This window comes from Paraburkholderia franconis, from assembly GCF_009362735.1.
Classification (GTDB): Bacteria; Pseudomonadota; Gammaproteobacteria; order Burkholderiales; family Burkholderiaceae; genus Paraburkholderia; species Paraburkholderia franconis.
The window spans coordinates 115642-139114 of record NZ_WHNP01000005.1 but is presented as its reverse complement, the minus strand read 5'-3'; the positions used below and the strand labels follow the sequence as shown (position 1 = coordinate 139114).

Annotated in this window: 23 protein-coding genes; 10 read left to right on the top strand and 13 right to left on the bottom strand. The window is 64.5% G+C overall.

Annotated elements, in window-relative coordinates; translation table 11 throughout:
* Positions 1 to 55 precede the first annotated feature (55 nt).
* The 3 genes from GCT13_RS07190 to GCT13_RS07180 all read left to right on the top strand — a co-directional run bounded on the left by GCT13_RS07190 (position 56) and on the right by GCT13_RS07180 (position 1584).
* The gene (locus GCT13_RS07190; RefSeq protein ID WP_152756382.1) at positions 56 to 412 is read left to right on the top strand and encodes a hypothetical protein; all 357 of its coding nucleotides are present in this window, start codon (positions 56 to 58) and stop codon (positions 410 to 412) included.
* Positions 413 to 745: 333 nt separating this feature from the next.
* Positions 746 to 1054: a putative quinol monooxygenase gene (locus tag GCT13_RS07185; RefSeq protein WP_090865212.1), complete on the top strand. Its 309-nt coding sequence runs from the start codon at positions 746 to 748 to the stop codon at positions 1052 to 1054.
* A 143-nt stretch (positions 1055 to 1197) separates the two neighbouring features.
* Positions 1198 to 1584: a DUF488 domain-containing protein gene (locus GCT13_RS07180; RefSeq protein ID WP_152756380.1), complete on the top strand. Its 387-nt coding sequence runs from the start codon at positions 1198 to 1200 to the stop codon at positions 1582 to 1584.
* 33 nt (positions 1585 to 1617) lie between these two features.
* Here the strand turns inward: GCT13_RS07180 and GCT13_RS07175 are convergent, their stop codons facing one another.
* Positions 1618 to 2331 carry an SDR family oxidoreductase gene (locus tag GCT13_RS07175; RefSeq protein ID WP_152756378.1) on the bottom strand — a complete coding sequence of 238 codons (714 nt, stop codon included), beginning with the start codon at positions 2329 to 2331 and terminating at the stop codon, positions 1618 to 1620.
* Between the two features lie 173 nt (positions 2332 to 2504).
* Between GCT13_RS07175 and GCT13_RS07170 the strand changes: the two genes are divergently transcribed.
* Both GCT13_RS07170 and GCT13_RS07165 read left to right on the top strand, forming a co-directional pair.
* The gene (locus GCT13_RS07170; RefSeq protein WP_152756377.1) at positions 2505 to 3419 is read left to right on the top strand and encodes a LysR family transcriptional regulator; all 915 of its coding nucleotides are present in this window, start codon (positions 2505 to 2507) and stop codon (positions 3417 to 3419) included.
* 223 nt (positions 3420 to 3642) lie between these two features.
* Positions 3643 to 5316, top strand: coding sequence for a methyl-accepting chemotaxis protein (locus tag GCT13_RS07165; protein ID WP_152756375.1), 1674 nt, complete (start codon positions 3643 to 3645; stop codon positions 5314 to 5316).
* A gap of 34 nt (positions 5317 to 5350) precedes the next feature.
* Here the strand turns inward: GCT13_RS07165 and GCT13_RS07160 are convergent, their stop codons facing one another.
* From GCT13_RS07160 to GCT13_RS07110, 11 genes are all read right to left on the bottom strand, one after another.
* Positions 5351 to 6580, bottom strand: a complete 1230-nt coding sequence (locus GCT13_RS07160) for an NnrS family protein (RefSeq protein ID WP_152756373.1) — start codon at positions 6578 to 6580, stop codon at positions 5351 to 5353.
* A gap of 66 nt (positions 6581 to 6646) precedes the next feature.
* Complete coding sequence (locus tag GCT13_RS07155; RefSeq protein WP_152756370.1) at positions 6647 to 7033, bottom strand: hemerythrin domain-containing protein; 387 nt, start codon at positions 7031 to 7033, stop codon at positions 6647 to 6649.
* Positions 7034 to 7227: 194 nt separating this feature from the next.
* Complete coding sequence (locus tag GCT13_RS07150; RefSeq protein ID WP_152756368.1) at positions 7228 to 7851, bottom strand: hypothetical protein; 624 nt, start codon at positions 7849 to 7851, stop codon at positions 7228 to 7230.
* A 90-nt stretch (positions 7852 to 7941) separates the two neighbouring features.
* Positions 7942 to 8601, bottom strand: a complete 660-nt coding sequence (locus tag GCT13_RS07145) for a hypothetical protein (RefSeq protein WP_152756366.1) — start codon at positions 8599 to 8601, stop codon at positions 7942 to 7944.
* Between the two features lie 286 nt (positions 8602 to 8887).
* The gene (locus GCT13_RS07140; protein WP_152756364.1) at positions 8888 to 9952 is read right to left on the bottom strand and encodes a LacI family DNA-binding transcriptional regulator; all 1065 of its coding nucleotides are present in this window, start codon (positions 9950 to 9952) and stop codon (positions 8888 to 8890) included.
* Between the two features lie 57 nt (positions 9953 to 10009).
* Positions 10010 to 11335: an MFS transporter gene (locus GCT13_RS07135; RefSeq protein WP_321574223.1), complete on the bottom strand. Its 1326-nt coding sequence runs from the start codon at positions 11333 to 11335 to the stop codon at positions 10010 to 10012.
* Positions 11336 to 11460: 125 nt separating this feature from the next.
* Positions 11461 to 12198, bottom strand: coding sequence for a ribonuclease activity regulator RraA (locus GCT13_RS07130; protein WP_152756359.1), 738 nt, complete (start codon positions 12196 to 12198; stop codon positions 11461 to 11463).
* 27 nt (positions 12199 to 12225) lie between these two features.
* Positions 12226 to 13974 carry an L-arabinonate dehydratase gene (gene araD / locus GCT13_RS07125; RefSeq protein ID WP_152756357.1) on the bottom strand — a complete coding sequence of 583 codons (1749 nt, stop codon included), beginning with the start codon at positions 13972 to 13974 and terminating at the stop codon, positions 12226 to 12228.
* A 248-nt stretch (positions 13975 to 14222) separates the two neighbouring features.
* Positions 14223 to 14531, bottom strand: coding sequence for an EthD family reductase (locus tag GCT13_RS07120; RefSeq protein ID WP_152756355.1), 309 nt, complete (start codon positions 14529 to 14531; stop codon positions 14223 to 14225).
* A 154-nt stretch (positions 14532 to 14685) separates the two neighbouring features.
* Complete coding sequence (locus tag GCT13_RS07115; protein ID WP_152756353.1) at positions 14686 to 15720, bottom strand: transporter; 1035 nt, start codon at positions 15718 to 15720, stop codon at positions 14686 to 14688.
* Between the two features lie 230 nt (positions 15721 to 15950).
* Positions 15951 to 16694 carry an SDR family oxidoreductase gene (locus tag GCT13_RS07110; protein WP_152756351.1) on the bottom strand — a complete coding sequence of 248 codons (744 nt, stop codon included), beginning with the start codon at positions 16692 to 16694 and terminating at the stop codon, positions 15951 to 15953.
* A gap of 115 nt (positions 16695 to 16809) precedes the next feature.
* On the opposite strand from GCT13_RS07110, the gene GCT13_RS07105 reads away from it, so the two are divergent.
* Positions 16810 to 17733 (top strand): LysR family transcriptional regulator, encoded by a 924-nt coding sequence (locus GCT13_RS07105; RefSeq protein ID WP_152756348.1) that lies wholly within the window; start codon positions 16810 to 16812, stop codon positions 17731 to 17733.
* Between the two features lie 156 nt (positions 17734 to 17889).
* On the top strand, positions 17890 to 19464 hold the full coding sequence (locus GCT13_RS07100; RefSeq protein WP_152756346.1) for a methyl-accepting chemotaxis protein: 1575 nt from the start codon (positions 17890 to 17892) through the stop codon (positions 19462 to 19464).
* Between the two features lie 71 nt (positions 19465 to 19535).
* On the opposite strand, the gene GCT13_RS07095 is transcribed toward GCT13_RS07100, so the two are convergent.
* Positions 19536 to 20246 carry a FadR/GntR family transcriptional regulator gene (locus GCT13_RS07095; protein ID WP_193727594.1) on the bottom strand — a complete coding sequence of 237 codons (711 nt, stop codon included), beginning with the start codon at positions 20244 to 20246 and terminating at the stop codon, positions 19536 to 19538.
* A 151-nt stretch (positions 20247 to 20397) separates the two neighbouring features.
* Between GCT13_RS07095 and GCT13_RS07090 the strand changes: the two genes are divergently transcribed.
* From GCT13_RS07090 to GCT13_RS07080, 3 genes are read left to right on the top strand one after another with little or no spacing between them, the layout of a single operon-like run.
* Entirely contained in the window at positions 20398 to 21198 is an 801-nt protein-coding gene (locus tag GCT13_RS07090) for a (Fe-S)-binding protein (protein ID WP_152756342.1), read from the top strand.
* Positions 21195 to 21926, top strand: a complete 732-nt coding sequence (locus GCT13_RS07085) for a LutC/YkgG family protein (RefSeq protein ID WP_152756340.1) — start codon at positions 21195 to 21197, stop codon at positions 21924 to 21926. Before GCT13_RS07090 ends, GCT13_RS07085 begins: the two co-directional genes overlap by 4 nt.
* Positions 21923 to 23368, top strand: coding sequence for a LutB/LldF family L-lactate oxidation iron-sulfur protein (locus GCT13_RS07080; RefSeq protein WP_152756338.1), 1446 nt, complete (start codon positions 21923 to 21925; stop codon positions 23366 to 23368). The genes GCT13_RS07085 and GCT13_RS07080 overlap by 4 nt, the downstream gene beginning before the upstream one ends.
* The last annotated feature ends 105 nt before the right edge of the window (positions 23369 to 23473 follow it).

Below are 23473 nucleotides of genomic sequence, written 5' to 3'. Positions count from 1 at the left end.
CGGGAGGTTCCATGTAAATAATTGTCGCTGCTCTCCAGCATAGCGGACACTGCATGTGTCCATCGCAACACTCGCCCTTCCTGAATGGGCTTACCTCAAGGAAACAAAAATGTCAGTCAGCATTTCGAACTCAACTGCCACGCAAACCTCCGTCATTGGCGGCCACAATCATTCTGCCCCGTCGGCTGATGGGTTTGCAGGCAATTCTTCTCAAGCGTCCAATCAATCACCGCAGATGTATTCGCCGGATTCTGGCGACGGCGCGCAATCGGCAGGTGGCGGTGGCGGTGGCGGCGGCGGCAATCTGCTCGGTGACCTGATGAACCTGCTCAAAGATCTGATGAGCCTCGCGAGCCAGGCCATGGGAATGGGTGGAGGTGGAGGCGCAGGTGCAGGCGGCATGATGGGCTAACGCGCATCCCTTGCCATTGTGACGGCCGCCGCAGCGAAGATATCGATTGGGGGAATACCCGGTATCTGGACTTGCGGCGGCCGCCAGAGACAGGCAGTTCCGAGGGGACGACCTCGCCCCACCTCGCGCCGAAAGGGATAGACTGACTTGGGCATTTACAGGCACATATGTCGAGAAGACAAGGCTGTAGCGAGGCGATGTCGACGGCGAGGCCGCCTGGAAGACTGTCGACGGATCGAAAGACGATAATTCCGGGCTCGTCGCCGTGGACCGCAATGATCGAATTGGTCAAGATTTTCGGCGCAGTAGTGTTCACCATCACAGGAGAGTCAGATGACCATCAAGTACGCATTGTTCGCACGTTTCGAAGCGAAGCCCGGCAAAGAAGCGGAAGTCGAAGCGTTCCTGCAGAAAGGGCTCGAACTGGCGAACCAGGAAACCACGACGCCGATCTGGTTCGCGCTGAAGATCGCGGAGCACACTTACGGCGTATTCGATGCGTTCCCCGACGAGGCCGGCCGCCAGGCGCATCTCGACGGCCCGATCGCGAAAGCGCTAATGGGCGTCGCCAACGATCTGTTCACGGGGCCGCCGCAAATCGGCCGCATCGACGTGCTCGGCATGAAGAACACGCTCGGCTGAGGCAAGCTCGGCTGACCGCGCGCCCGGCGCAGGCGCGCAAGCCGTCTGCGCCAGCGGCAGCGCTCAGGCCACCCAGCATGAAACCAAATACGAACCGCCGCGAGACAACCTAAAACCACAACCCACTCAAGAGACCTCACCCCATGTCCATTCGTATCGTTCAGCTCGGATCGGATCGTGCGCCCGAAGAAGGCGTGCGCATCGGCACGGTGCGGCGGCCGCCGCGCGGCGTGCCGAAGGCCGAGTTCGGCAGCCGCAACTACTACGACGTCTGGCTGCCGATCCTGTCGCCGACACCCGAACTCGTCACTCAGGCGCTCGCTGCGAAGACCGACGCCGAGTGGCACGCGTTCGTGCGCAAGTTCCGCGCGGAGATGAACAACGGCGATGCGTCGAAGGTGCTCGACACGCTCGCCGCGTTGTCCGGGACGGCGAATTTTTCGGTCGGCTGCTACTGCGAGGACGAGAACCGCTGCCACCGCAGCGTACTGCGCCAACTGCTTGCCGACCGGGGCGCAAAGCTCGCATAGCGCCCGCCTCCGCGCGATAAGCGTCGCGCGCGCTCACGCAATCGCGCCGCCTCCGTCGACGAGCACCGTCGAGCCCGTCGCGTAAGGCGTCGTCGCGAGATAGACGATCGCGTTCGCGACGTCTTCCGGTTGACCGACGCGCTTCGCCGGCAGACGGTTCGCGGCGCCTTCGAACATCGCGTCGCGCGCGTCGTCGGCGAGCTTCGACCATAAAGGCGTCGCGATCAGTCCCGGCGACACCGTATTCACCCGCACGGGCGACAGCTCGAGCGCAAGGCCGCGCGCGAGCGCTTCGAGTGCGGCGTTGATCGCGCCTTGCAGCACCGACGTCTTGCTCGGACGCACGGCAAGAAAGCCCGATATGAATGTCAGCGATCCGCCTTGCGCGATCTTCGCGGCGCGCGCGACGCGGTAGGCGCCCCAGAACTTGCTGTCCATTGCCCTGTAGGCGTCGTCGAGCGGCAACTCGCGCACGGGGCCCGATGGCGTCTGCGCGGCCGAGATCACGACATGATCGAACGGCGGTTGCGGGGCGAAGAACGCGTCGACGGCGGCCGCGTCCGTGGTGTCGAGCGTGGCCGTCTGCACGCCGTGTCCGATGTCGGCGGCGGCGTCTGCCAGCTTTTGCGCGTTGCGCGACGCGATCGTCACCTGCGCACCGAGCGCCGCGAAAGCCTTGGCTGCCGCCGCGCCGATGCCCGAGCTGCCGCCGACGATCAGCACACGTATGGATTGAGGCGAGTTCATGGAGGGATCTCCTGTCGTAGAGGGTCAATGAATGAGGTCGAGGAAACAGGTTGATCAAATGCGCGCCGCATCGCGACGACGCCAGGCTGTCGCCCGAACTCACCTATGCTAGTCTTCGCGCCACGGAAGAAATACCGCTTCCGGATTGACGAATCCTTTCTTTTTTGAGAAGAATGAACCCTACCCGGATCGACAGCCTGCCCGCGCTGATCGCGTTCTCCCGTGTCGTGTCGGCGGGCAGTCTGTCGGCAGCCGCGCGGGAAATGGACCTGCCGCTGTCGGTGGTCAGCAAGCGGCTCGCGCAGCTGGAGAGAAGCGTCGGCGTGCGGCTGATCCAGCGCACCACGCGCCGTCAGACGCTGACGGAAGAAGGCGCGCTGTTTCATGCGCGCGTCGTGCGAATCATCGACGAAATCGAGCAGGCGGAAGAGTTGCTGTCGCAACGCCGCCATGAAGTCAGCGGACTGCTGCGCGTGACGGCACCAGGCCAGCTCGGGCGCCAGAAAATCGCGCCGCTGGTCGCCGGTTTTCAGCGGCTGCATCCGCAGCTCGACGTGCAACTGGAATTGACGGATGCCGTCGTCGATCTCGTCGAAAGCGGGTTCGATCTCGCGATCCGCTTCGGCAGCCTCGCGGATTCATCGCTGATCGCCCGGACGCTTGCGCCGAATTTTCGCGTGCTGTGCGCGTCGCCGGCTTATCTGCAGCAGCACGGCGTGCCGCGGCATCCGCACGATCTTGCCTCGCACCGCTGCATTCTGATCGGCGACCAGCGGCGCGCGGAATGGCGCTTCGAAGGCGACGAAAGCATCGCGGTGCGCGTCGACGGCGCGATCGTCACGAACGACGGTGAAGCCGCGCATCTGCTCGCGCTCGCCGATGCGGGCATCGCCGTAAAGTCGATCTGGGATGTCGGCGACGACATACTCAGCGGCCGGCTGCGTCGCGTGCTGCCGCATCATTCGATGTCGACGGCGCCGTTGCATGCGATTTATCCGCATAGCCAGCATCTCGCGCCGCGCGTGCGCGTGTTCGTCGATTATCTGCGTGAGCGTTTGGTGCAGGCATGGCGCTGGGACGCGTTGTAGCGCGGTTGTAGCGGCGCGATCCGGCCGTGCGATCGAACGCGTTGCGCATGGAACCACCCGGCGCATACGTTGCAAAGTCCCGAGTTGACGCTGATTTCCGGCGCCTTTTGCGATAATGAACGGCCATCTGATCGTGTAGTTTCCCCATAGCGCCGGCGTGGACCGTCAGGACATTCGACAACCCGCGCCCCGCCTCACAATTTCACCGGAAAAGTCACCCGCAATGGCCACTGCGACGTCCCGCACAAGCGACACCGATCTGCCCGACCCGAAGCGCGGCGCCCGCCTGACGCTCGGCAGCCGGATCGTGCTGAGCTTCGGCGTGCTGTTCGTGCTGATGCTCGCGATGGCCGCCATCTCGTACACGTGGCTGCGCGTGATGGACGACGAGGCGCTCAGCATGGGCCGCGACTCCGTGCCCGGCCTCTATCTCGCGACCACGCTGCGCGCGACGGCAAACAGTGGCTATTCGACGCTCGAACGCGCGCTCTTCGTCGACGACGATGACGCGACGAAGCGCGATCTCGACCACCTGCCGCAGATCATGCGCCAGTTCGATCAGGTGTCGGCCGAATATCAGGCGACGCTCTTTCGCGACCAGGACCGCGCGCACTTTCGCGACTTCAAGGCCGCCTGGGACGAGTACCTTCCGCAACAGCACGAAGCGATGCTTCTTGCCGCGACGTCGAAGCCCGATGCGCAGGCGGCGTTCATCAAGCTCGCGCCCGCGTGGGAGAACGTGCAGCGCACGGCGAACGAGCTCGTCACCGAGAACCGCGGACAGGCCGACGATTCCGCGAAATCGATCCGCGATTCAGTGACGAGCATGGAGATCACGCTCGCGACGGCGCTCGGCGTGACGTTGCTCGTCGCGCTCGTGACGGGCTATTCGCTGTACCGGGCGATCACGGTACCGATGTCGAGTGTCGTCGAAGTGCACAACGTGATGCGCTCAGGCAATCTCACGCAGCGGCTGAGGCTCGGACGCCGCGACGAATTCGGCGCGCTCGAAGACGGCTTCAACCGGATGGCCGACGAGCTCAACAGCCTCGTCGCGCAGACGCAGAAGTCGTCGCTGCAAGTGACGACTTCCGTCGCCGAGATCGCGGCGACGTCGAAGGAGCAGCACGCGACGGCTAGCGAAACGGCCGTGACCACGGCCGGCATCGGCGCGGCCTCGCGCGAAATCGCCGCGACCTCGCGCGATCTGCTGCACGCGATGAACGGGTTGTCGCTGATCGCGGAGCAGTCGGCGGTGCGCGCGGACACGAGTCAGGCCGGCCTCGCGCACATCGAAGAGACGATGCGCAGCGTAATCGAAGCGGCGGACTCGCTGAACGCGAAGCTCGCGATCCTCAGTGAAAACGCCGTGAACATCAATCAGGTGGTCGCGACGATCGCGAAGGTCGCGGATCAGGCCAACCTGCTGTCATTGAACGCGGCGACCGAGGCGGAAAAGGCCGGCGAACACGGGCGGGGCTTTGCCGTCGTCGCCACGGAAACACGGCGTCTCGCGGATCAGGCGGCCGTCGCCGCTCATGACATCGAACAGGCTGTGAAGGAGATTCAGTCGGCTGCAGCGGCGTGCGTGACGGGCATGGACGCGTTCTCCGAAGAAGCGCGGCGCGGGATGCGCGACGTGCATCAGATGAGCGGACAACTATCGCAGATCATTCGCGACGCGCAGACGCTCGCGCCGCGCTTCCCGCTCGTCAACGAAGGCATGCGGACCCAGGCCGCGAGCGCCGCGCAGATGACGCACGCGCTGTCGCAACTGTCCGAGACCGCGCAACTGACGGCGGAGTCGCTGCGCCAGTCGTCGCAGGCAATCGACGATCTGACGCTCGTCGCCAATCAACTGCGCACGGGCGTTTCGCGCTTCAAGATCGAAGGGTAACGGCGCCGGCGCTATCGACGGGATCGAAAGCGCCCTAGCCCGGCTTGCCGTCCTCGCGCGGACGCATCAGCGGCAGCGCATACGCGTGCGCGTAGATGACGAACGCGGCGATCCAGCACAGGCCCGCGCTCCAGATCCACACGTGATAAAGGTCAGGCGCGACGAACGGACCGACGATGCGCAACGCCGAGCCCAGTGTGACGAGCGCATAGCTCGCGACGTCGCGCGTATCGGCGACGAGCGGCCTGCCCGTGTGTCCGCGCGCCGTGCGCGTGATCATCGCGATGATCGCGCCGCCGATCACGCCCGCCGTGAACGCATGCAACGCGACGGAATGCGGCACGAACCCGAGCGCGCTCGCGCCGAGCAGCGCAAAGCCGACGGGCATCCACGCATAGGCGACGTGCAGGATCAGCAGAATCGCGGGACCGCGCACCTTGTACGAGCGCCAGCCGATCAGGCGCGCGCAGTGGACCGCGCAGGCCGCGAACGCCAGCGCCGCGACAATGACGGGATGCGCGACGGGATGCACGGCGGCTGCGTCGGCGAACAGCGCGCCGAGCGTCAGCGGCGCAGCGATCGTTTCGACCGGCTTCCAGCGGCGCGTGACGAAACCAGGAATCGCGTTCGACGTGAACATCGGAATCACGCGCGCGCCGATCACGCTGACCAGCAGTACGACGATGCCCGCCGCCGCGTACAGGCAACGCAGCGCGAGATCGGGCCGGCCCGTCTGCACGAGGACATGAAACGCGACGTTGAGCGCGCCAAACAGCAGCAGCACCGGCACGAGAAAATAGTTGCGGCGGCTGCCCGCCTTCCTCAGCACGCGCAGCAGCACGCAGGCGACGGCGGGCAGAAACGCGCTGTCGACGATCGCGGCGGGCACGGCGGGCCCGCTCCACACCAACACGCGCGCGCACAGCCACAACAGCACAAGCGCGGCGAGCACGCGATGGCTCGTCGTCTGCATGCCAGTCCATGCGCGCACGGCCGTCAGCAGAAAGCCCGCGACGATCGACGCGGCGAAGCCATACACCATTTCGTGCGCGTGCCAGCCGATCGGGTCGATCCTCAGCAGGTAGTTGCCGTTGACGGGCACGCCCGCGAGCATCAGCAGCCAAACGGTCAGCGCAAGCGCCGCAAAGACGGCGCCCGCCAGATAGAACGGTCGAAAGCCAAGGTTGAACAGCGCGAAGCGCCGTCCGGGCCGGTAGCGTTCGGGGAACGGGACGAAGGTTGAACGCGGTTCGACGATTTTCATGATTCGCTCGTTTCAGGCATCGGAAGAACGGGAAGCGGCGCGGCCGCTACGTCGCTCGTGACGGGCTTACTCGCAGTGCGTCTCGAATGCGGGATACAGACGCACTTCTTCGCGCGTCATCCGTTGACGCAGATGCGCGATCACGCGGCCGATTTCACGCGCGAACTCGAGGCCTGAGCGACCGCTTTCGAGTCTGTCGAAAAAGCCGAGAATCTCCGACGAAATCGCGCGCATCTCCTGTGAGTACATCTCGCCGAGCGCGCGCGTCTCGTCGTGCTTGCGCATCTCGGGATACAGCTTGTCGTCTTCGCGCTTCAGGTGCGCGGAGACAACGCCGCGCACCTGCCTGAGCTTGCGGCGCCCCTCGTCGGTGACGACGCCGAGCGCGCGGCATTCGTCGAGCAAACGGAAGATCTCTTCGTGATCGTGCTTGAGCGTGGTGATCAGTGACATGTTGTTGGCCTGCGTTTTTTCGTGTTGACAGAGTCGCGGCCTCGCATGGCCGCGTAAACCCCTATACACGTTTCGTGCCAACTGTAAATCTTTTAAGAAACAGTCATCTGCATTTGATGCTAGTCGTTTTGACAGCAGTCTTTTTGACTAGAAGACGAGTTGAAATGACTGGGGAGCCGGTCATCGCATATCGTTCAATGCGCGTCGTTGAGGATGGCGTACGCGTCAGGTTGAATCTTTGCAAATGTCCCCCTGGACGCGATTGCGTCCGCATGACCCGCAACGAACTCGCACACCTGCCTTTTAGACATCCTTCCCTTGGCCGCCGCATCAGCGGCCTCTTGGGCGATGACTTCGCGCATTTGCGGCTTCATCAACTCCGTAGCGTGTTCTACTGTTGTCGGAAAATCGGCAGACAGCTTTTTCGCCTTCTGCAGCAAATCGACGTGCCTGCTTTCGAATGCTTTTACGAAGGGGCCAATGTCTACGCCTAGCTCGCGACAGTACTCTGTGCGCACGACTGTGTTCGCTTCATAGAACCCGTAAAACACGGCCGCTGCACGCAACTGCCGCTTCTTCTCATCCGACTCGTTGTGCAGTTCGGCGCTCATCCGGGCAGATGCGTCCTTCGCCATCGCCAACGACAGCGGCTGGTCAGGATGTCTTGCGGCCGCTTCCCGTCTGATTTGTTCGGTTTCCTGCTGTACGCGCGCAACTGCGCGCTTTTCCAGATAAAACCTGGAGCCAACAACCGCAATTGCGAAGAAACAGACCACGCCAGCCACGCCAGCAATAACACGTCTATCGATCATTTTCATTTTTTGCGTTCCTGCTCTCCTCGCCCCGATGAGCGAGCCATACGATGACATGCGTTCGCGAAAACCCGAAAGTCCCGCGACGCCCGCTGGTTATGCGTGCGCCGTTTGAGCGGACAGTTTGTATTGGCGAATCGTGCGGAAATAGCCGATCAAAATCAGCACGAAGAGAGCACGCGCGACGATAAACCCGGGATTGAAATGCGTGCCGTCGTCGAGCTGCGATGCGACGCTCACGACAGCATCGCCGATCAGGATAGCAATCGAGACGCCCAATGCGATCAGCGAGAGCTTGCGCTGGACGAAAAGGCCTAGCACGCCCAGCAACGCTGCCATGGCGATTAATGGCAATGCGTTGCTGGCGGCGAAGAGCCCGTCGCTGTTCGAGTACGTCGCAACCAACCCAGCGACGAAGTTCAAGACTGCCAGGAAGTACAGGACTTGGCCGCCGCTCTTCGCCGTCAGTACGGCATGTTCCGGCGTGCCGATGGAGCCCGGCAGCGGCTTGCCGTCGCGGAGTACCTCGAGACCGCTTGCTTGAGCGCGAAAGGCACCGGCAACAAGCTTGATAGCCAGATGCGAGCCGTCGGGCAACGAAACGGATACGCCTTGTTTTATCTGCTCGGAGGTCGCGCCCGCGAGCAAGGATTGTCCGTCGAGCGTGATATCGGCCTTGTTGAATTTGAAGTTACCTGTCTTGATGACAAGACGGTCGGAACCGCCTTGTTCCAAGGGAAAACGATGCGTCGGCATGATCGAGGCCTGTGATGTTGTCTAATCTGGGAAGTTGGCGGATCGCTTCGGGCTGGTGTCGCAGAGACACCAGCAAGACCGCCCTGAGATTAGGCACTCGTCACGCGCGATGCGAATCGCCGGTCGGCATGTTAAGGGGAAGAAGCACCGCGAGATGTCAGAGAATTCTTAAACTGTCGCGTGCGCGATAGAACGCACGGCAACGGTTAAAGACCGTCGCGAGTGTCTCAATCGGAGATGACGGCCTTGAGTTGCGCCAGCACGACTTCTGTCCGTCGCAGATCGCTTACGCCGACTCCCGCTCCACCACGCTAAACCCGACATCGACGAACGCGGGCTCGTGCACGCCATTCAGCCGGTCGAGCAGAAACCGCGCGGCGCTCACACCGATGCGCGTGCCGTCGACGCGCACCGTCGTCAGTTGCGGCGACGTTTCCGACGCGAAGTCGAGATCGCCGAAGCCGCAAATCGCCAGCCGCGACGGCACTTCGAGGCCCAAGCCCTTCGCCGCGCCCAGCGCGCCGATCGCGAGCAGATCGGAGCCGCAGAACACGGCATCGACTCGCGGCGCGCGCTCGAGCAGTTGCGGCAGCGCGGCCTTGCCCGTCGCCAGCGAGCTCGGCGGCTCGACGATCACTTCGGCGACGTCCGTCATCCCCGCTTTCGCCAGCCGGTCGCGAAACCCGGCGCGGCGCGCGAGCGCGCGCGCATCGCTCGCCGATATCAGCGCGGGCCGCTTCACGCCACGCGATAGAAAACGCTCCGCTACAGCAACGCCGATCTGGTAGTGCGAAAAGCCCACCAGCATGTCGATGGGCGTATCCGTCATGTCCCATGTCTCGACGACGGGAATGCCGACGTTGCGCAAGCGCTCGCGCAATGAATCGGTGTGCGCGACGCCCGTCAGCAGCACGCCTTCGGGACGGCGGCTCAGTACGGTATCGAGCAGGCTTTCTTCGTTGGTGTCGCTATAGCCGCTCAGCGCGAGCAGCACTTCATATCCCGCGCGCGACATCGTCTCGCTGAACACCTGGATGGTCTCGGAGAACAGCGAGTGCGCAATGGTCGGCACGATGGCCGCGATCAGCCGCGAGCGCGCCGACGACAGGCCGCCCGCAAGCCGGTTCGGCACGTAGCCGAGCTTCTGCACGACCTGGCGCACGCGTTCGAGCGTTTCGGGCGCCACAGAAGCGGGATTGTTGAACACGCGCGATACCGTGATCGGCGACACGCCCGCCTGCGCCGCGACATCCGTGATGCGCAGGCCCTTCGGACCGCCGCGCGTGCGACGCGCGGTCGTGGCGCTGTCCTTGAGCTCGTTCGAAGCGTCGGTTGGCTTGGTGGTCGGCATGAATGTGTGCACCCGAAAATGTTGCGCGGCTATTGTAGCCAATGCCTCAAAGCGGCTTCACTCCGTCGCGGGCGCGGTGCTCACGTTTTGCACCGCATTGCCGCTACGTCGCAGAACGAAGCTCGTCACGATCGCGAAGATCAGCATGCAGGTGGCGGGAATCAGCATCGGCGCCTGCGTGCTGCCCGTCGTCTGCTTGACGAACGGCACGAGGTTCTGCGCGATGAAGCCGCCGATATTGCCGAGCGAATTGATCGCCGCGATGCCCGCTGCGGCGCGCGCGCCGAACAGGAACTTCGGCGGCAGCGTCCAGAAGCACGGGATCAGCAGATACATGCACGGCGCGCCGAAGCACAGCGCGATGAAGCGCAGCGTATTGGTCGGCATGAACACCGACGACAGAAAGAACACCATGCCGAGCAGCGCCGACGCGAGCATCGCGATGATCGCGCGATTGCCCGCGCGCAGTTTCGACGGCAGCCATGCGAGCACGATCGTCGCCATCAGCCACGGAATGATGTTGAGGAAACCGTTCGTCGTGTTGCTGACGCCGAAGCCCTTCACGAGCGTCGGCAGCCAGTAGCTGACGCCGTACACGGAGATCGACAGCATCATGTAGTAGAGCGCCATGCCGATCACGCGCGGCTCGGCGAGCACACTCAGCAGCGATGCATGATGCGCGGCGTTCTTGCGGGCCTGTGCGCTTTCCGCTTCGAGCGTGCGCGTGAGCCATGCCTTCTCGTCGTCCGAGAGGAACGTCGCTTCACGCGGCGACGCGGGCAGCAGGAACAGCACGACGAGCGTCAGCAGCACGGATGGAATGCCCGTGACGACGAACACGAGCTGCCAGCCCTGCAGGCCGAGGAAGCCGCCCTTGTCGAGCAGCCATCCGCAGATCGGCGCGCCGACCATGTTGCCCAGGCTGCTGCCGACCGTGAAATAGCCGAGCATGCGCACGCGATGCCGTTGCGGAAACCACAGCGTCAGGAAATAGATCACACCCGGATAGAGCCCCGCCTCCGACGCGCCCAGCAGAAAGCGCAGCACGTAGAACATCGTCGCGTTCTTCGTGAACGCGAGCAGGATCGTCACGACGCCCCACGTGAACATGATGCGCGCCATCCACTTCGGCGCGCCGTACTTGTGAAGCATGACATTGCTCGGCACCTCGAAGATCAGGTAGCCGATGAAGAACAGCGATGCGCCGAGTCCATACGCCACTTCGGAGAGCCCGAGGCTGCCGAGCATCTGCAGCTTCGCGAAGCTGATGTTCGAACGGTCGATATACGCGACCAGATACAGAAGGCCGAGCAACGGCATGAGCCGCAGCCCGAGCCGGTTGATGAGGCGCGATTCGTCGATCGCTGAAGTGACGGTGTTCACGATGTCTCCTGGGCCCGCTGCATGCGCGCGGGCCTCGTTGTTCAAGTTGTGTTCGTGACGGATGGTGCTTTGCTTCGGCTGCTTTGCTTCGGCTGCATTGCTTCGGCTGCTTTGCTTCGGCCGCGTTACTTCTGCTCTTCGCGCCACGCGTCGTAAGCGGCAAGCGTTTCGTCGTTCGGCGGATAGTTGCCGCGCAGCGGATTGCCTTGCGCGATGCGCTCCGTGATGAACGCTTCGAGCCGTTCCTGCTCGATCGCATCGCGCGCGACTGCTTCGGCCATTTCGCGCGGCACGATCACGACGCCGTCGACATCCGCGACGACGATATCGCCCGGATACACGGGCACGCCACCACATGCGATCGGCACGTTCATGTCGACGGCGTGATGCTTCGCGAGATTCAGCGGCGCGCTCGCGCCCGCGCACCAGATGGGCAGGCCGAGTTCCGAAATCGAGCCGCTATCGCGCACGGGACCGTCGGACACCATGCCCGCGACGCCGCGCTTCGCGAGCCGCAACGCGAGAATCGAGCCGACGGATGCGACCGAGCGCTCGCCGCGGCAGTCCTGCACGAGCACGCTGCCGGGCGGCGCCGTTTCGACGGCCTTGCGCTGCGGATGATCCGGGTCCTGGAACACGCCGACATGATCGAGGTCTTCGCGCGCGGGAATATTGCGCAGCGTAAACGCGGGGCCGACGAGATTCGGCGCGCCAGGCGCGGGCTTCGCGAGCGGCGCGACGCCCTGCAGGAACACGTTGCGCAGGCCGCGCTTGAAGAGTTGCGTGGTGAGTGTCGCCGTGCTGACGTGGCGGAGTTGGTCGAGCGCTTCGGCGCTCACGGTCTGCTGTTCGGATGCGGTCATTTTCGGTGGCTTATGACGTAGTTTGCGTTAATGGATTTCCGGCTCGTCGCGGTTCGCTTCCGGCGACGCCGCGAGTTTTTCTTCGAGGAAGTCGAAGTCGCAACCCTTGTTTGCCTGCGTGACGTGCAGTTGATGCATCACGCCGAAGCCGCGCTCGAACGGACGCTTCGGCGGCGTCCACGCTTGCCTGCGCTTCGCCAGTTCCGCGTCGCTGACGTCGACATGCAGGCGCCGCGCGGCGACATCGAGTTCGATGATGTCGCCGTCCTTCACGAGCGCGAGCGGCCCGCCGACGAACGATTCAGGTGCGACGTGCAGCACGCACGCGCCGTAGCTGGTGCCGCTCATGCGCGCGTCGGAGATACGCACCATGTCGCGCACGCCCGCTTTCAACAGCTTCTGCGGAATCGGCAGCTGACCCCATTCGGGCATGCCCGGCGCGCCGACGGGGCCCGCATGCTGCAGCACGATCACCGAGTCGGCCGTTACGTCGAGTTCTTCGCTGTCGATGCGCGCGGCCATGTCGTTGTAGTCCTTGAACACGACGGCGGGGCCACGATGCTTCAGCAGATGCTGCTCCATCGCGGCGGGCTTGATCACGGCGCCGTCGGGCGCGAGATTGCCCGTCAGCACGGCGAGACCGTCGCGCTCGACGAGGGGATTGCTGCGCTTGCGGATCACGTCGTCGTTGAAGATCTCCGCGCCCGCGATGTTCTCGCCGAGCGTCGAGCCGTTCACGGTCATCTGCGTTCCGTCGATCAGCTCGCCCAGCTCGACCAGCAGCGCGCGCAGGCCGCCCGCGTAATAGAAGTCCTCCATCAGATACTGACCGGCGGGACGGATGTTGCCGAGCACGGGCGTCACGCGCGCGAGCTCGTCGAAGCGCGCGGTCGTCAGATCGATGCCCGCGCGGCGCGCGACGGCTACGAGGTGCACGATCGCGTTCGTCGAACCCGACATCGCGAGCACCGTCGTGACGGCGTTATCGAAGGACTTCGCGGTGAGAATGTCCGACGGCTTCTGATCGGTCCACACCATCTCGACGATGCGCTGGCCCGTCAGCGACGCGTACTGCGCGTGCCGCGAATCCGCCGCGGGAATCGACGAAAAACCCGGCAGCGTGAGACCGAGCGCTTCCGTCGCGCTCGTCATCGTCGATGCCGTGCCCATCGTCATGCAGTGGCCCGGCGAGCGCGCAATGCCGCTCTCGATGCCCTTCCATTCGTCCTCGGTGATCTTGCCCGCGCGCAGCTCGGCCCAGTACTTCCATGTGTCCGACCCGCTGCCGAGCGTGCGGCCGTTCCAGTTGCCGCGCAGCATCGGACCGGCGGGCAGATAGATCGCGGGCAGGGCCATGCTGATCGCGCCCATCAGCAGGCCCGGTGTGGTCTTGTCGCAGCCGCCCATCAGCACGCAGCCGTCGAACGGATACGACTTGAGCAGCTCTTCCGTCTCCATTGCGAGGAAGTTGCGATAGAGCATCGTGGTCGGCTTCTGGAACGGCTCGGCGAGCGTCATTACGGGCATTTCGACGGGAAAGCCGCCCGCCTGCCAGATGCCGCGCTTCACTTCCTCGACGCGCTGCTTGAAGTGCGTGTGGCACGAGTTGATCTCGCTCCACGTGTTGACGACGGCGATCACCGGCTTGCCCATGTAATCGGACGAGTGGTAGCCCATCTGAGCGGTGCGCGAGCGATGGCCGAACGAACGGAGATCGTTGACGCCGTACCAGCGGTAGCTGCGCAACTCTTCCGGCTTCTTGCGATTCGAGGACAAATGAGTCTCCTTGGTAACGCTATCATTTCCGCTCGAAGCAAAGCGCGCGGACGCGACGGGCGTTCTTTCTGTGCGGATCGATGACGATGGGATGAACGGATGGTAGCGTTATCATCCGGAGCAGTCCGCCAGGGATTACACGTAGATGCAGCCTGCAAAAAATGGGCGTGCGCGGAGCAAGGCCGCGAGCGGCATAGACACGCGGCGTACGACGCACGACGCGAACGCGCAGCGCGGCGCGTTCCGCGTCAGACCTCCTTCGTGTCGAACACGAGCAGTTCGACGCCTGCCTGCGCGAAGTTCTGCAGGTCGGCGGTGGTCGCCGCCGCTTCGGGCGTGGTCATCGCCTGTTGAAGCGCGTCGAAGCTGTCGAAGCTGAGGATTGCGGCGAGTGCGTACGGCGATTCGCCTTTCGCGCTCGCGACGGGCCCCACGCTCACTTCATAGCGGCGCAGGCCCGGAATGGATTTGGCGAGCGGTACGTGTTTCTCGAAGTAATAGGCGTCGAATGCGTTGCGGTCTGCGGGTACGTTGTACAGCGCGACGAGCTTTGCCATGTCATGCCTCCTGAAACGGGCGTCCAGCGTGCAGTGTCGTTCCTCTCGAACGGCCCACGATTTTACCCCCGGCCTTTGCGATCCATTTGTCAAGGGGACGCGTTTTCGAGTGCCGCGCGGGCCACGTGCGCCATGCTCAGCACACTCAGCACACTCAGCGCGGCATGCGGCGCCGCAACCCCCACCAGCCCGCGAGCAGCGTGAAGCTGACGACGAGCAGCACCATCATCCAGAAGCCGTGCTTGTTCTCCGCGAGCGGAATGCCGCCGACGTTCATCCCGAACAGCCCCGCGATGATATTGATGGGTAGCGCGAGCACCGTGACGATGGTCAGCGTGAACAGCGTGCGGTTGGTCTGCTCGTTCAGGCGCGCGGCGATTTCTTCCTGCAGCAGCTTGATGCGCTCCGCGAGGCCGGACAGATCGCCGAGCACCAGCGAGAACTCTTCCGTCGAATCGCGCAGGCTCTGGACGTCGGCGGGCAACAGCCACGCGGGCGGCCGCACCAGCAGACGAAAGATTGATCCGGGCTCCGGCGCGAGCAGCCTTTGCAGACGCACGAGCACGCGCCGCATCGCGCCGAGATCGCGACGGCTCTCATACGCGCGCAGCGACAGGAAATGATCTTCGACGCGGTCCACTTCGATGCTCGTTCTACGCACGATCTCGACGAGCAGGTCGGCCTGATCGCGCAGCAGATGGATCAGCAGTTCGGCCGCCGTATCAAAGCTCTCCCCGTTGCGCACCGACGCGCGCAGCCGGTCGACGGAGCGCAGCTGCTTCAGGCGCGCCGTGACCATGATGCGCTTGTGCGTGTAGACCCAGAGCGTCGAGATGTCGGAAGGCGTCTGCTCGAAGTCGTACATCACATCGTTGACGACGGCGAGCAGCGCGCCGTACTGATGCTCGATGCGCGTCGAGTGCGAGCCTTCGCGAAACGCTTCGAAAAAGCTTTCGGGCAGGTCGAGATGCGTGCGCATCCAGCGTTCGCTCGACACATGCGCGAGATTGAAATGGAGCCACAGGAACTCGACCGGATTCGCGTTCGGTGCCTTCGCAACCTCGTCGAGCCATTCGGCGGCGGAGTCGGCATCGAGAGCAATGCCGGGCTTGTCGGGAGCAAAACGAAAGCCGCAGACGAGGCCGGAGCGGTCGGCCCCATACGTGGCGGGCGCCAGGTTCAGATTCATGTGCGTTTCGAGGGTGGGGTCCACGAAAGCGCCATTCTGACATGAGCTTGCGGCACTCGCGTTACGTGACAGCCGCTTGACGGCTGCTTGACGGCTTTTTGACGGGAGAGTTTTGACTGGTGAAGAAGTACGGCTCGCCGACGGCGCGGCGCGAGCGCACGCGCCGATGCGACGCCATGCATGATGAAACGGGCCGTCCGCGTCGCCCGCGGACGGCCCTGCTCAGTCGATCAGGCGTTGAAGCCACCGTCGATCGTAAGGCTTGCGCCCGTCACGAATCCCGCTTCCGGGCTCGCGACATACGCGACCATGCCCGCGATTTCCTCGGGACGCGCATGACGGCCGATCGCCATCAGACCATGCAGCGAAGCGGCGAACTCGCTCGTCTCGGGGTTCATGTCGGTATCGGTCGGACCGGGCTGCACGTTGTTGACGGTGATGCCCTTCGGCCCCAGATCGCGCGCGAGACCTTGCACGAGACCTTGCAGCGCCGACTTGCTCATCGCGTACGCGGCGCCGCCCGCGAACGGAATGCGCTCGGCGTTGCAACTGCCGATGTTGACGATCCGCCCGCCCTGCCCCATGTGCGGCAGCACGGCCTTCGACGCGACGAACACGGCGCGCACGTTCACCTGCAAGGTCGCGTCGAAATCCTCGAGCGAGAACGTGTCGATCGTGCCGAGACGCAGCACGCCGGCGTTATTGACGAGGATGTCGATCTTGCCGAGCTGGCGCGCCGTCTCGTTGATCGCATTGGTCAGCGAAGCGGGGTCCGCGACATCGGCCTTGACGGCAACTGCGCGGCCGCCCGCCTTCTCGACGCTCGCGACCAGGTCGTTCGCGCCCGCAGCCGAACTGTGATACGTGAAAGCCACCGTCGCGCCCTCGCTGGCGAGCCGGCGTACCACGGCCGCGCCGATGCCGCGCGCGCCGCCCGTGACGAAAGCGATCTTGCCTTGCAGATTCGTGCTCATGTTGTGTGCTCCATGTGTGATGTTGAAGTGAGTGGAGTATGGCAAGCGGATTCACATATCGGTAGGATCGAATGTGGACTAACAGTTTCAACCACAGGTATAAGCCGACATCGCGATGGAAGCGCTCAATCTCATCGAATCGTTCATCCAGACGGCCGAAACGGGCAGCTTTTCGGCTGCGGCGCGGCGGCTCGGCCTCACGCCCGCCGCCGTCAGCAAGAACATCGCGCGGCTCGAAGCGCATCTGGGCGCGCGGCTCTTTCATTGCAGCACCCGCAAGCTCACGATGACGCCGGCCGGCGAGCAGCTGTGGGCCGACGCGAGCGGGCCGTTCACGAGCCTGCAGGATGCGTTCGAACGGGCCGCGCAGCACGACGGCAAGCCATCGGGCATGCTGAAGGTGAGCATGGCCGTCGCGTTCGGGCGCGAGTATCTGGTGCCGCTGCTCGGCGAATTCCTGCAGCGCTATCCCGACATCGTGCCCGACTGGCACTTCGACAACCGCGCCGTCGACCTGATCGCGGGCGGCTTCGATGCCGCGATCGGCGGCGGAATCGAACTGACGCAAGGCGTGATCGCACGCGAGCTGGCGCGGCCGTGCGTGATCATCGCGGCGTCGCCGGCGTATATGGCGGGAAGGCCGATGCCCGCGCATCCATCCGGGCTGGCCGAACTGGACGGCATCGCGCGCCGCTCGAGCACCACGGGCCGCGTGCGCGCGTGGACCATGCGTAACCAGATCGGCGAAGAGGCGCTCGCGGAATGCCGCGTCCGCATGATCTTCGACGACCCGGAAGCAATGGCGCATGCCGCGATGCAAGGGCTCGGCATCGCGTTCCTGCCGACGCCGCATGCCGCGCCGTGGCTCGAGAACGGCAAGCTCGTGCGGCTGCTGCCCGGCTGGCACGGGGAACTGAGCCCGCTCACGCTCTACTACCCGAATCGCAAACTGCTGCCCGCGAAGACACGTGTGTTCATCGACTTCATCGTCGGCGCGTTTCGCGAAAGACGGCTCGCCGCGCGCTTCGACGCCCGCTGACAAACCGCGCGCCCCTATCCGCATCCCTGCCCGGTAGCAGGGTTTCCCACTACACAAGTGACGGCAACATTGGTCGATATATCAGGCGGAGACATGCGCGTGTCACGTTCCTCAGCGCGCCCATTTTAAGAATCGCCCACTCTGAGAGGCGTCCCAATGCTGAAGTTGAGTTTTACCCAGAAACTGTGGTTGCCGCTCGTCATCAGCCTGATCGCGTTGTTGCTGGTGTCGTTGTCGGCGGCATGGCTGTCGCGCGAGACGCGCATCGAGGAACGAAAGAACGATCTGGTCAACGTCGCGCATGTCGGCCTGTCGCTGGTCAAGGAATACGCGGCGCTCGCGCAGAACGGCAAGATGAGCGAGGCCGACGCCCGCAAGCAGGCGCTCGACCGCCTGCGCGAAGTCCGTTACGGCGAGGACGGCTACTTCCTCGTGATCGATTCGACGCCGCGCATGGTCATGCATCCGATCAAGCCCGCGATCAACGGCAAGGATCTCGCGGGCACCGCCGACGCCGACGGCCGCCATCACTACGTGAGCTTCGCGAAGGTCGCGCAGTCGCCCGAAGGCGGCTTCGTCGACTACGTGTTTCCGCATTCGAAGTCCGCGTCCTCGTCGGGACCGGCGGAAGCCGTCGCCAAGATCGGCTATGTCGTGCGCTTCGCGCCGTGGGACTGGATCATCGCGACGGGCGCCTATGTCGACGATATCGACGCCGCGTTCATGCGCTCGCTGTATTGGATCGGTGCGGTGTTCATCGGCATTGCACTGCTGCTCGTCGCGCTCGTCGCGCTCACGAACCGCAGCATTCAACGCACGATAGGCGGCGATCCCGGCTATGCGGCCGATGTCGCGAATGCGATCGCCGTCGGCGACCTGACCGTTTCGATCGACACGCGCCACAACGACGAACAGAGCCTGTTGCGCGAGATACGCCGCATGCGCGACACGTTGACGGACACGATCCGCGCGATCAAGCATGCCGCCGATCACGTCGCGACGGGCGCGCATGAAATCGCGAGCGGCAATGCGGACCTGTCGTCGCGCACCGAAAACCAGGCGGCGTCGTTGCAGGAGACGGCGGCGAGCATGGAGCAGATGACGTCGATGGTCCGTCAGACGGCCGAGAACGCCAAGACCGCGAGCGAACTCGCGGAGCGCGCCGCGCGGATCGCGAACGAAGGCAGCGAGATGGTCGGCGAGGCCGTGTCGACCATGCGCGACATTTCCACCGAATCGCAGAAGATGGTCGATGTGATCGCGGTGATCGAGAGCATCGCGTTCCAGACGAATATCCTCGCGCTGAACGCAGCCGTCGAAGCCGCGCGCGCGGGCGAACAGGGACGCGGCTTCGCGGTCGTCGCGGGCGAGGTTCGCACGCTCGCGCATCGCAGCGCGGGCGCCGCGAAGGAAGTGCGCCAACTGATCAGCCGCGCCGTCGACAAGGTCGGCAACGGCGCGGGCCTCGTCGAGCGCACGGGCACGACGATCGAACAGGCACGCGACGCGATCGCGAGCGTGACGAGCGTGATGCAGGAAATCGCCGCTGCGGCGGCCGAGCAGAGCGCGGGCATCGATCAGGTCAATCACGCCGTCACGCAGATGGACAGCCTCACGCAGGAAAACGCGGCGCTCGTCGAACAGGCGGCGGCTGCCGCGCATTCGCTGACCGAGCAGGCAGGGCGGCTGAAGACTTCCGTCGACGCGTTCCAGGTTGCCGAAGCCGCCTGACATGCCCGACGCGCGACGGATGCAGCGTCGCGCGAATCTGGTTGGACCAGTTTTCGAGCGCCGGCTTCGACTCAATCCTCCCGATCGCGAATGCTGCGCACGTAGTCGATATGCGTGTGCATGGCCGTGCGCGCTTCTTCCGGGCGCCGCGTGCAGATCGCGTCGCAGACCGCGCGATGCTGGACCAGCAGTTGCCCGGATGCCTCGCGGCCGCGCAAGCGCACGTCCGTGCCACTGATCGTGATGTGCTCGCGCAGCATGCCGAGCACGCTCGTATGCAGATGCAGGAACATCGTGTTGTGCGACGCGAGCGCGATGGCGTCGTGCAGTTGCGCATCGGCGGCGGCTTCACTTTCCTTGTCGTCGCACGCGTGCGAGCGCTCCAGCTCGCGCATCAGCGAACGGATGCGCTTGATGTCGGCGGAACTCGCGCGCATCGCCGCGAAATAGGCGGTCGCGCCTTCCAGCACGCGGCGGAATTCCAGAATGTCGTCGCGCAGCACGGGATGATCGGCGACCAGCTGACCCCACGGCGACGCGATGCCCGCGCGCAGCTGATCCGTCGCGAACACGCCCGCGCCGCGCCGGCTCTGCAACAGACCGCGCGCCGCGAGCCGCTGGATCGCCTCGCGCACCGTGTTGCGCGACACGTCGTACAGCCCGGCGAGCGCGCGCTCGGCGGGCAGGCGCGAACCCGGCGGCCACGTGCCGTCGAGCAGCGCCGTTTCCATCTTGCGCATCACGCCTTCCACCCTGCCCCTGCTTCTCGTCCCCGTCGCCATGCGGTTTCCCCTGCTTGAATCGCGTCCAGTGGTCCAACCAATTTGAATTGTCGCGCAGATTTCGGAATCATGCGCCAACGATGCAAGCGATCCGCGAAAGCCGCATGCAAATGCAGGCAACGCAAAAAACGGACGCATTCTGGAGCGAGATATGAAGGAAAGGCAATATCCGGCGGCCACGCGCGACGTCTATCTGTTCGCGACCTGCCTCGTCGATCTGTTCGTGCCAGAAGCCGGACTCGACGCCGTCAGGCTGCTCGAACGCGAAGGGCTCGTGGTGCACTTTCCTCAGGAGCAAAGCTGCTGCGGCCAGCCCGCGTATAGCAGCGGCAATCCCGAACAGGCGCGCGATGTCGCGCGCGCCCAGCTGGATCTATTCGCGAAGCCGTGGCCCGTCATCGTGCCGTCGGGTTCATGCGCGGGCATGATGCGCCATCACTGGCCGAAGCTCTTCGCCGACGAACCGGCGCTAGCGGAAAGAGCGCGCGAGCTTGGCGAGCGCGTGTACGAGCTGAGCGAATTCCTGCTGCGCGTGCTGCATATCGAGCTCCCCTCCACCACTGACGCGCCCGCTGAACGCGTCGTGCTGCATACCTCGTGCGCGGCGCGGCGCGAAATGGGCACGCGCGTGCATGGCGTCGAACTCGTCGATGCGTTGCCGGGCGTCACGCGCATCGAGCACGAACGCGAATCGGAATGCTGCGGTTTTGGCGGCACGTTTTCGTTGAAGCATCCCGACATCTCGGGCGCGATGGTGCGCGACAAGGTGGCCTCCGCTTGCGCGACGGGCTGCGAGCGGATCGTTTCCGCCGACTGCGGTTGTCTGCTGAACATCGGACACGCGGCACGCCACCAGGGCGCGCCCATCGAAGTCGAACATCTCGCGAGCTTCCTGTGGCGGCGCACGCAAAGCTCCACGGCTCGCAACGAGGGCAACGGAGGCAAGGCATGAATGCGCGCGAACGCATGCTCGGACGGTTGCGCGCGGCCGCGCCCACCGACGTTTCCAGCGACGAACTGAAGCGTCTCGACGCGCGCATCGATCTGCATTACGACCGCCGACGCGCCGCGCGCCCGGCCGTCGAGCTATCGACGCATGCGCTAGTCGAATCGATGCAGGCCGCGCTCGCCGCCTCGCATGCCGAGGTGTTTCGCGCGACGGCGCGCACATGGCCCGCGCTGATCGCGCAACGGCTCGCCGATGCGAACGCGAAGCGCGTGCTGCTCGATACGTTGCGTGCGGAAGGCGCGGCGTTGCAACGGGCGTTGCCGCTCTCCGTCGCGACACACACTTACGACCGGCCGATTGAAAACTGGAAAGCCGAGCTTTTCGAAACGATCGACGCCGGCTTCACGGTCGCGCGCTCGGGCATTGCGTCGACGGGCACGCTGATTGTCTCGCCGGATGCGGGCTCGCCGCGCACGATGTCGCTCGTGCCGCCGCTGCATATCGCACTCGTCTACGCCGATTCGCTGCACACGGACCTGCATGCAGCGATGCGAGCCGAGCAGTGGCAAGCCGGCATGCCGACGAATCTCGTGCTGGTCTCCGGGCCGTCGAAGACGTCCGATATCCAGCAGACGCTCGCTTACGGCGCGCATGGTCCGCGCGAACTGTGGGTCGTGATCGTCGAACGCGAGGCCAACAACGCTAGCGACACGCACGGAGACGCCGCATGAACGCCACCCCGATGCACTTCGTGCCGACGCAGGACTTCAAGGCGCGCGCGCGTGCCGCGCTCGACGACTCGAAACTGCGCAGCAGCTTTCGCGGCGCAATGGATTTTCTGCAAACCAAGCGCCGCTCGCAGTTTCCCGACGACGACGAGTTGCAGCATCTACGCGATCTCGGCGAAGCGGTGCGACGTCATGCGTTGTCGCGCCTGCCCGACCTGCTCGTACAGCTCGAAGAAAAGCTCACGGCGCGCGGCGTGCACGTGCACTGGGCCGAAACGGCCGCCGACGCCACCTCGATCATTCACGGCATCGCGCAAGCACATGACGCGAAGCGCGTGATCAAGGGCAAGTCGATGGCGAGCGAGGAGATCGAGCTCAACCATTACCTCGAAGCGCGCGGCATCGACTGCATCGAGTCGGATATGGGCGAGTACATCGTGCAACTCGCGCACGAAAAGCCGTCGCATATCGTGATGCCCGCGATTCACAAGACCAAGGCCGACATCGCGGAGCTGTTCGAAGCGCACATTCCCGACACGCGCTATACGGAAGATGTCGACGAACTGATCCAGACGGGCCGCCGCGCATTGCGGCGCGCGTTCGTCGATGCGGATATCGGCCTGTCGGGTGTCAACTTCGCCGCCGCCGACACGGGCACTTTGTGGCTCGTCGAAAACGAAGGCAACGGACGCCTGTCCACGACCGTGCCCGACGTGCACATCGCGATCATGGGCATGGAGAAAGTGGTCGGGAAGCTATCGCACATCGTGCCGCTGTCGAGCTTGTTGACGCGCTCCGCAACGGGCCAGGCGATCACGACATACTTCAATCTGATCACGGGCCCGCGACGCGAAGGCGAACGCGACGGTCCGCGCGAGATGCATGTCGTGCTGCTCGACAACGGCCGCACGCAGGCCTACGCCGACGAACAGTTGCGCGCGACGCTGCAATGCATCCGCTGCGGCGCATGCATGAATCATTGCCCCGTCTATACGCGCATCGGCGGACATGCGTACGGCACGACGTATCCGGGCCCGATCGGCAAGATCATTTCGCCGCATCTGCTGGGCCTCGACGAAACGGCCGATCTGCCGACGGCATCGAGCCTGTGCGGCGCATGCGGCGAAGTGTGCCCCGTGCGCATTCCGATTCCCGAACTGCTCGTGCGTCTACGCACGGAAGCGAACCGCAATCCGAACGAAGTGGTCGCGCATCCGTTGCGTGGACAGGGCGCGAAGTTCAGCCGCGAGGAACAGTTCGTGTGGCGCTTCTGGAGCGGCGCATTCGCGCATCCGCGCGCCTACCGGATGCTGCGCTGGGCCGCGACGCGCCTGCGCGTGTTCGCACCGAAGAACCAGATGGGCTGGACGCAGCACCGCGAACCGCTGAAGCCCGCGGCGCGCAGCCTGCATGACCTGATGCGCGAACGCCGACAGCCCGAGTAGCCCGCGCCCTTCGCAACCCACACCGACGCGCACGCATCGCCCATGAGTAGCGGTGCGTCCGCACGCGGCTGCGCGCCGCCGACAACGATTCATTGACGCATATTC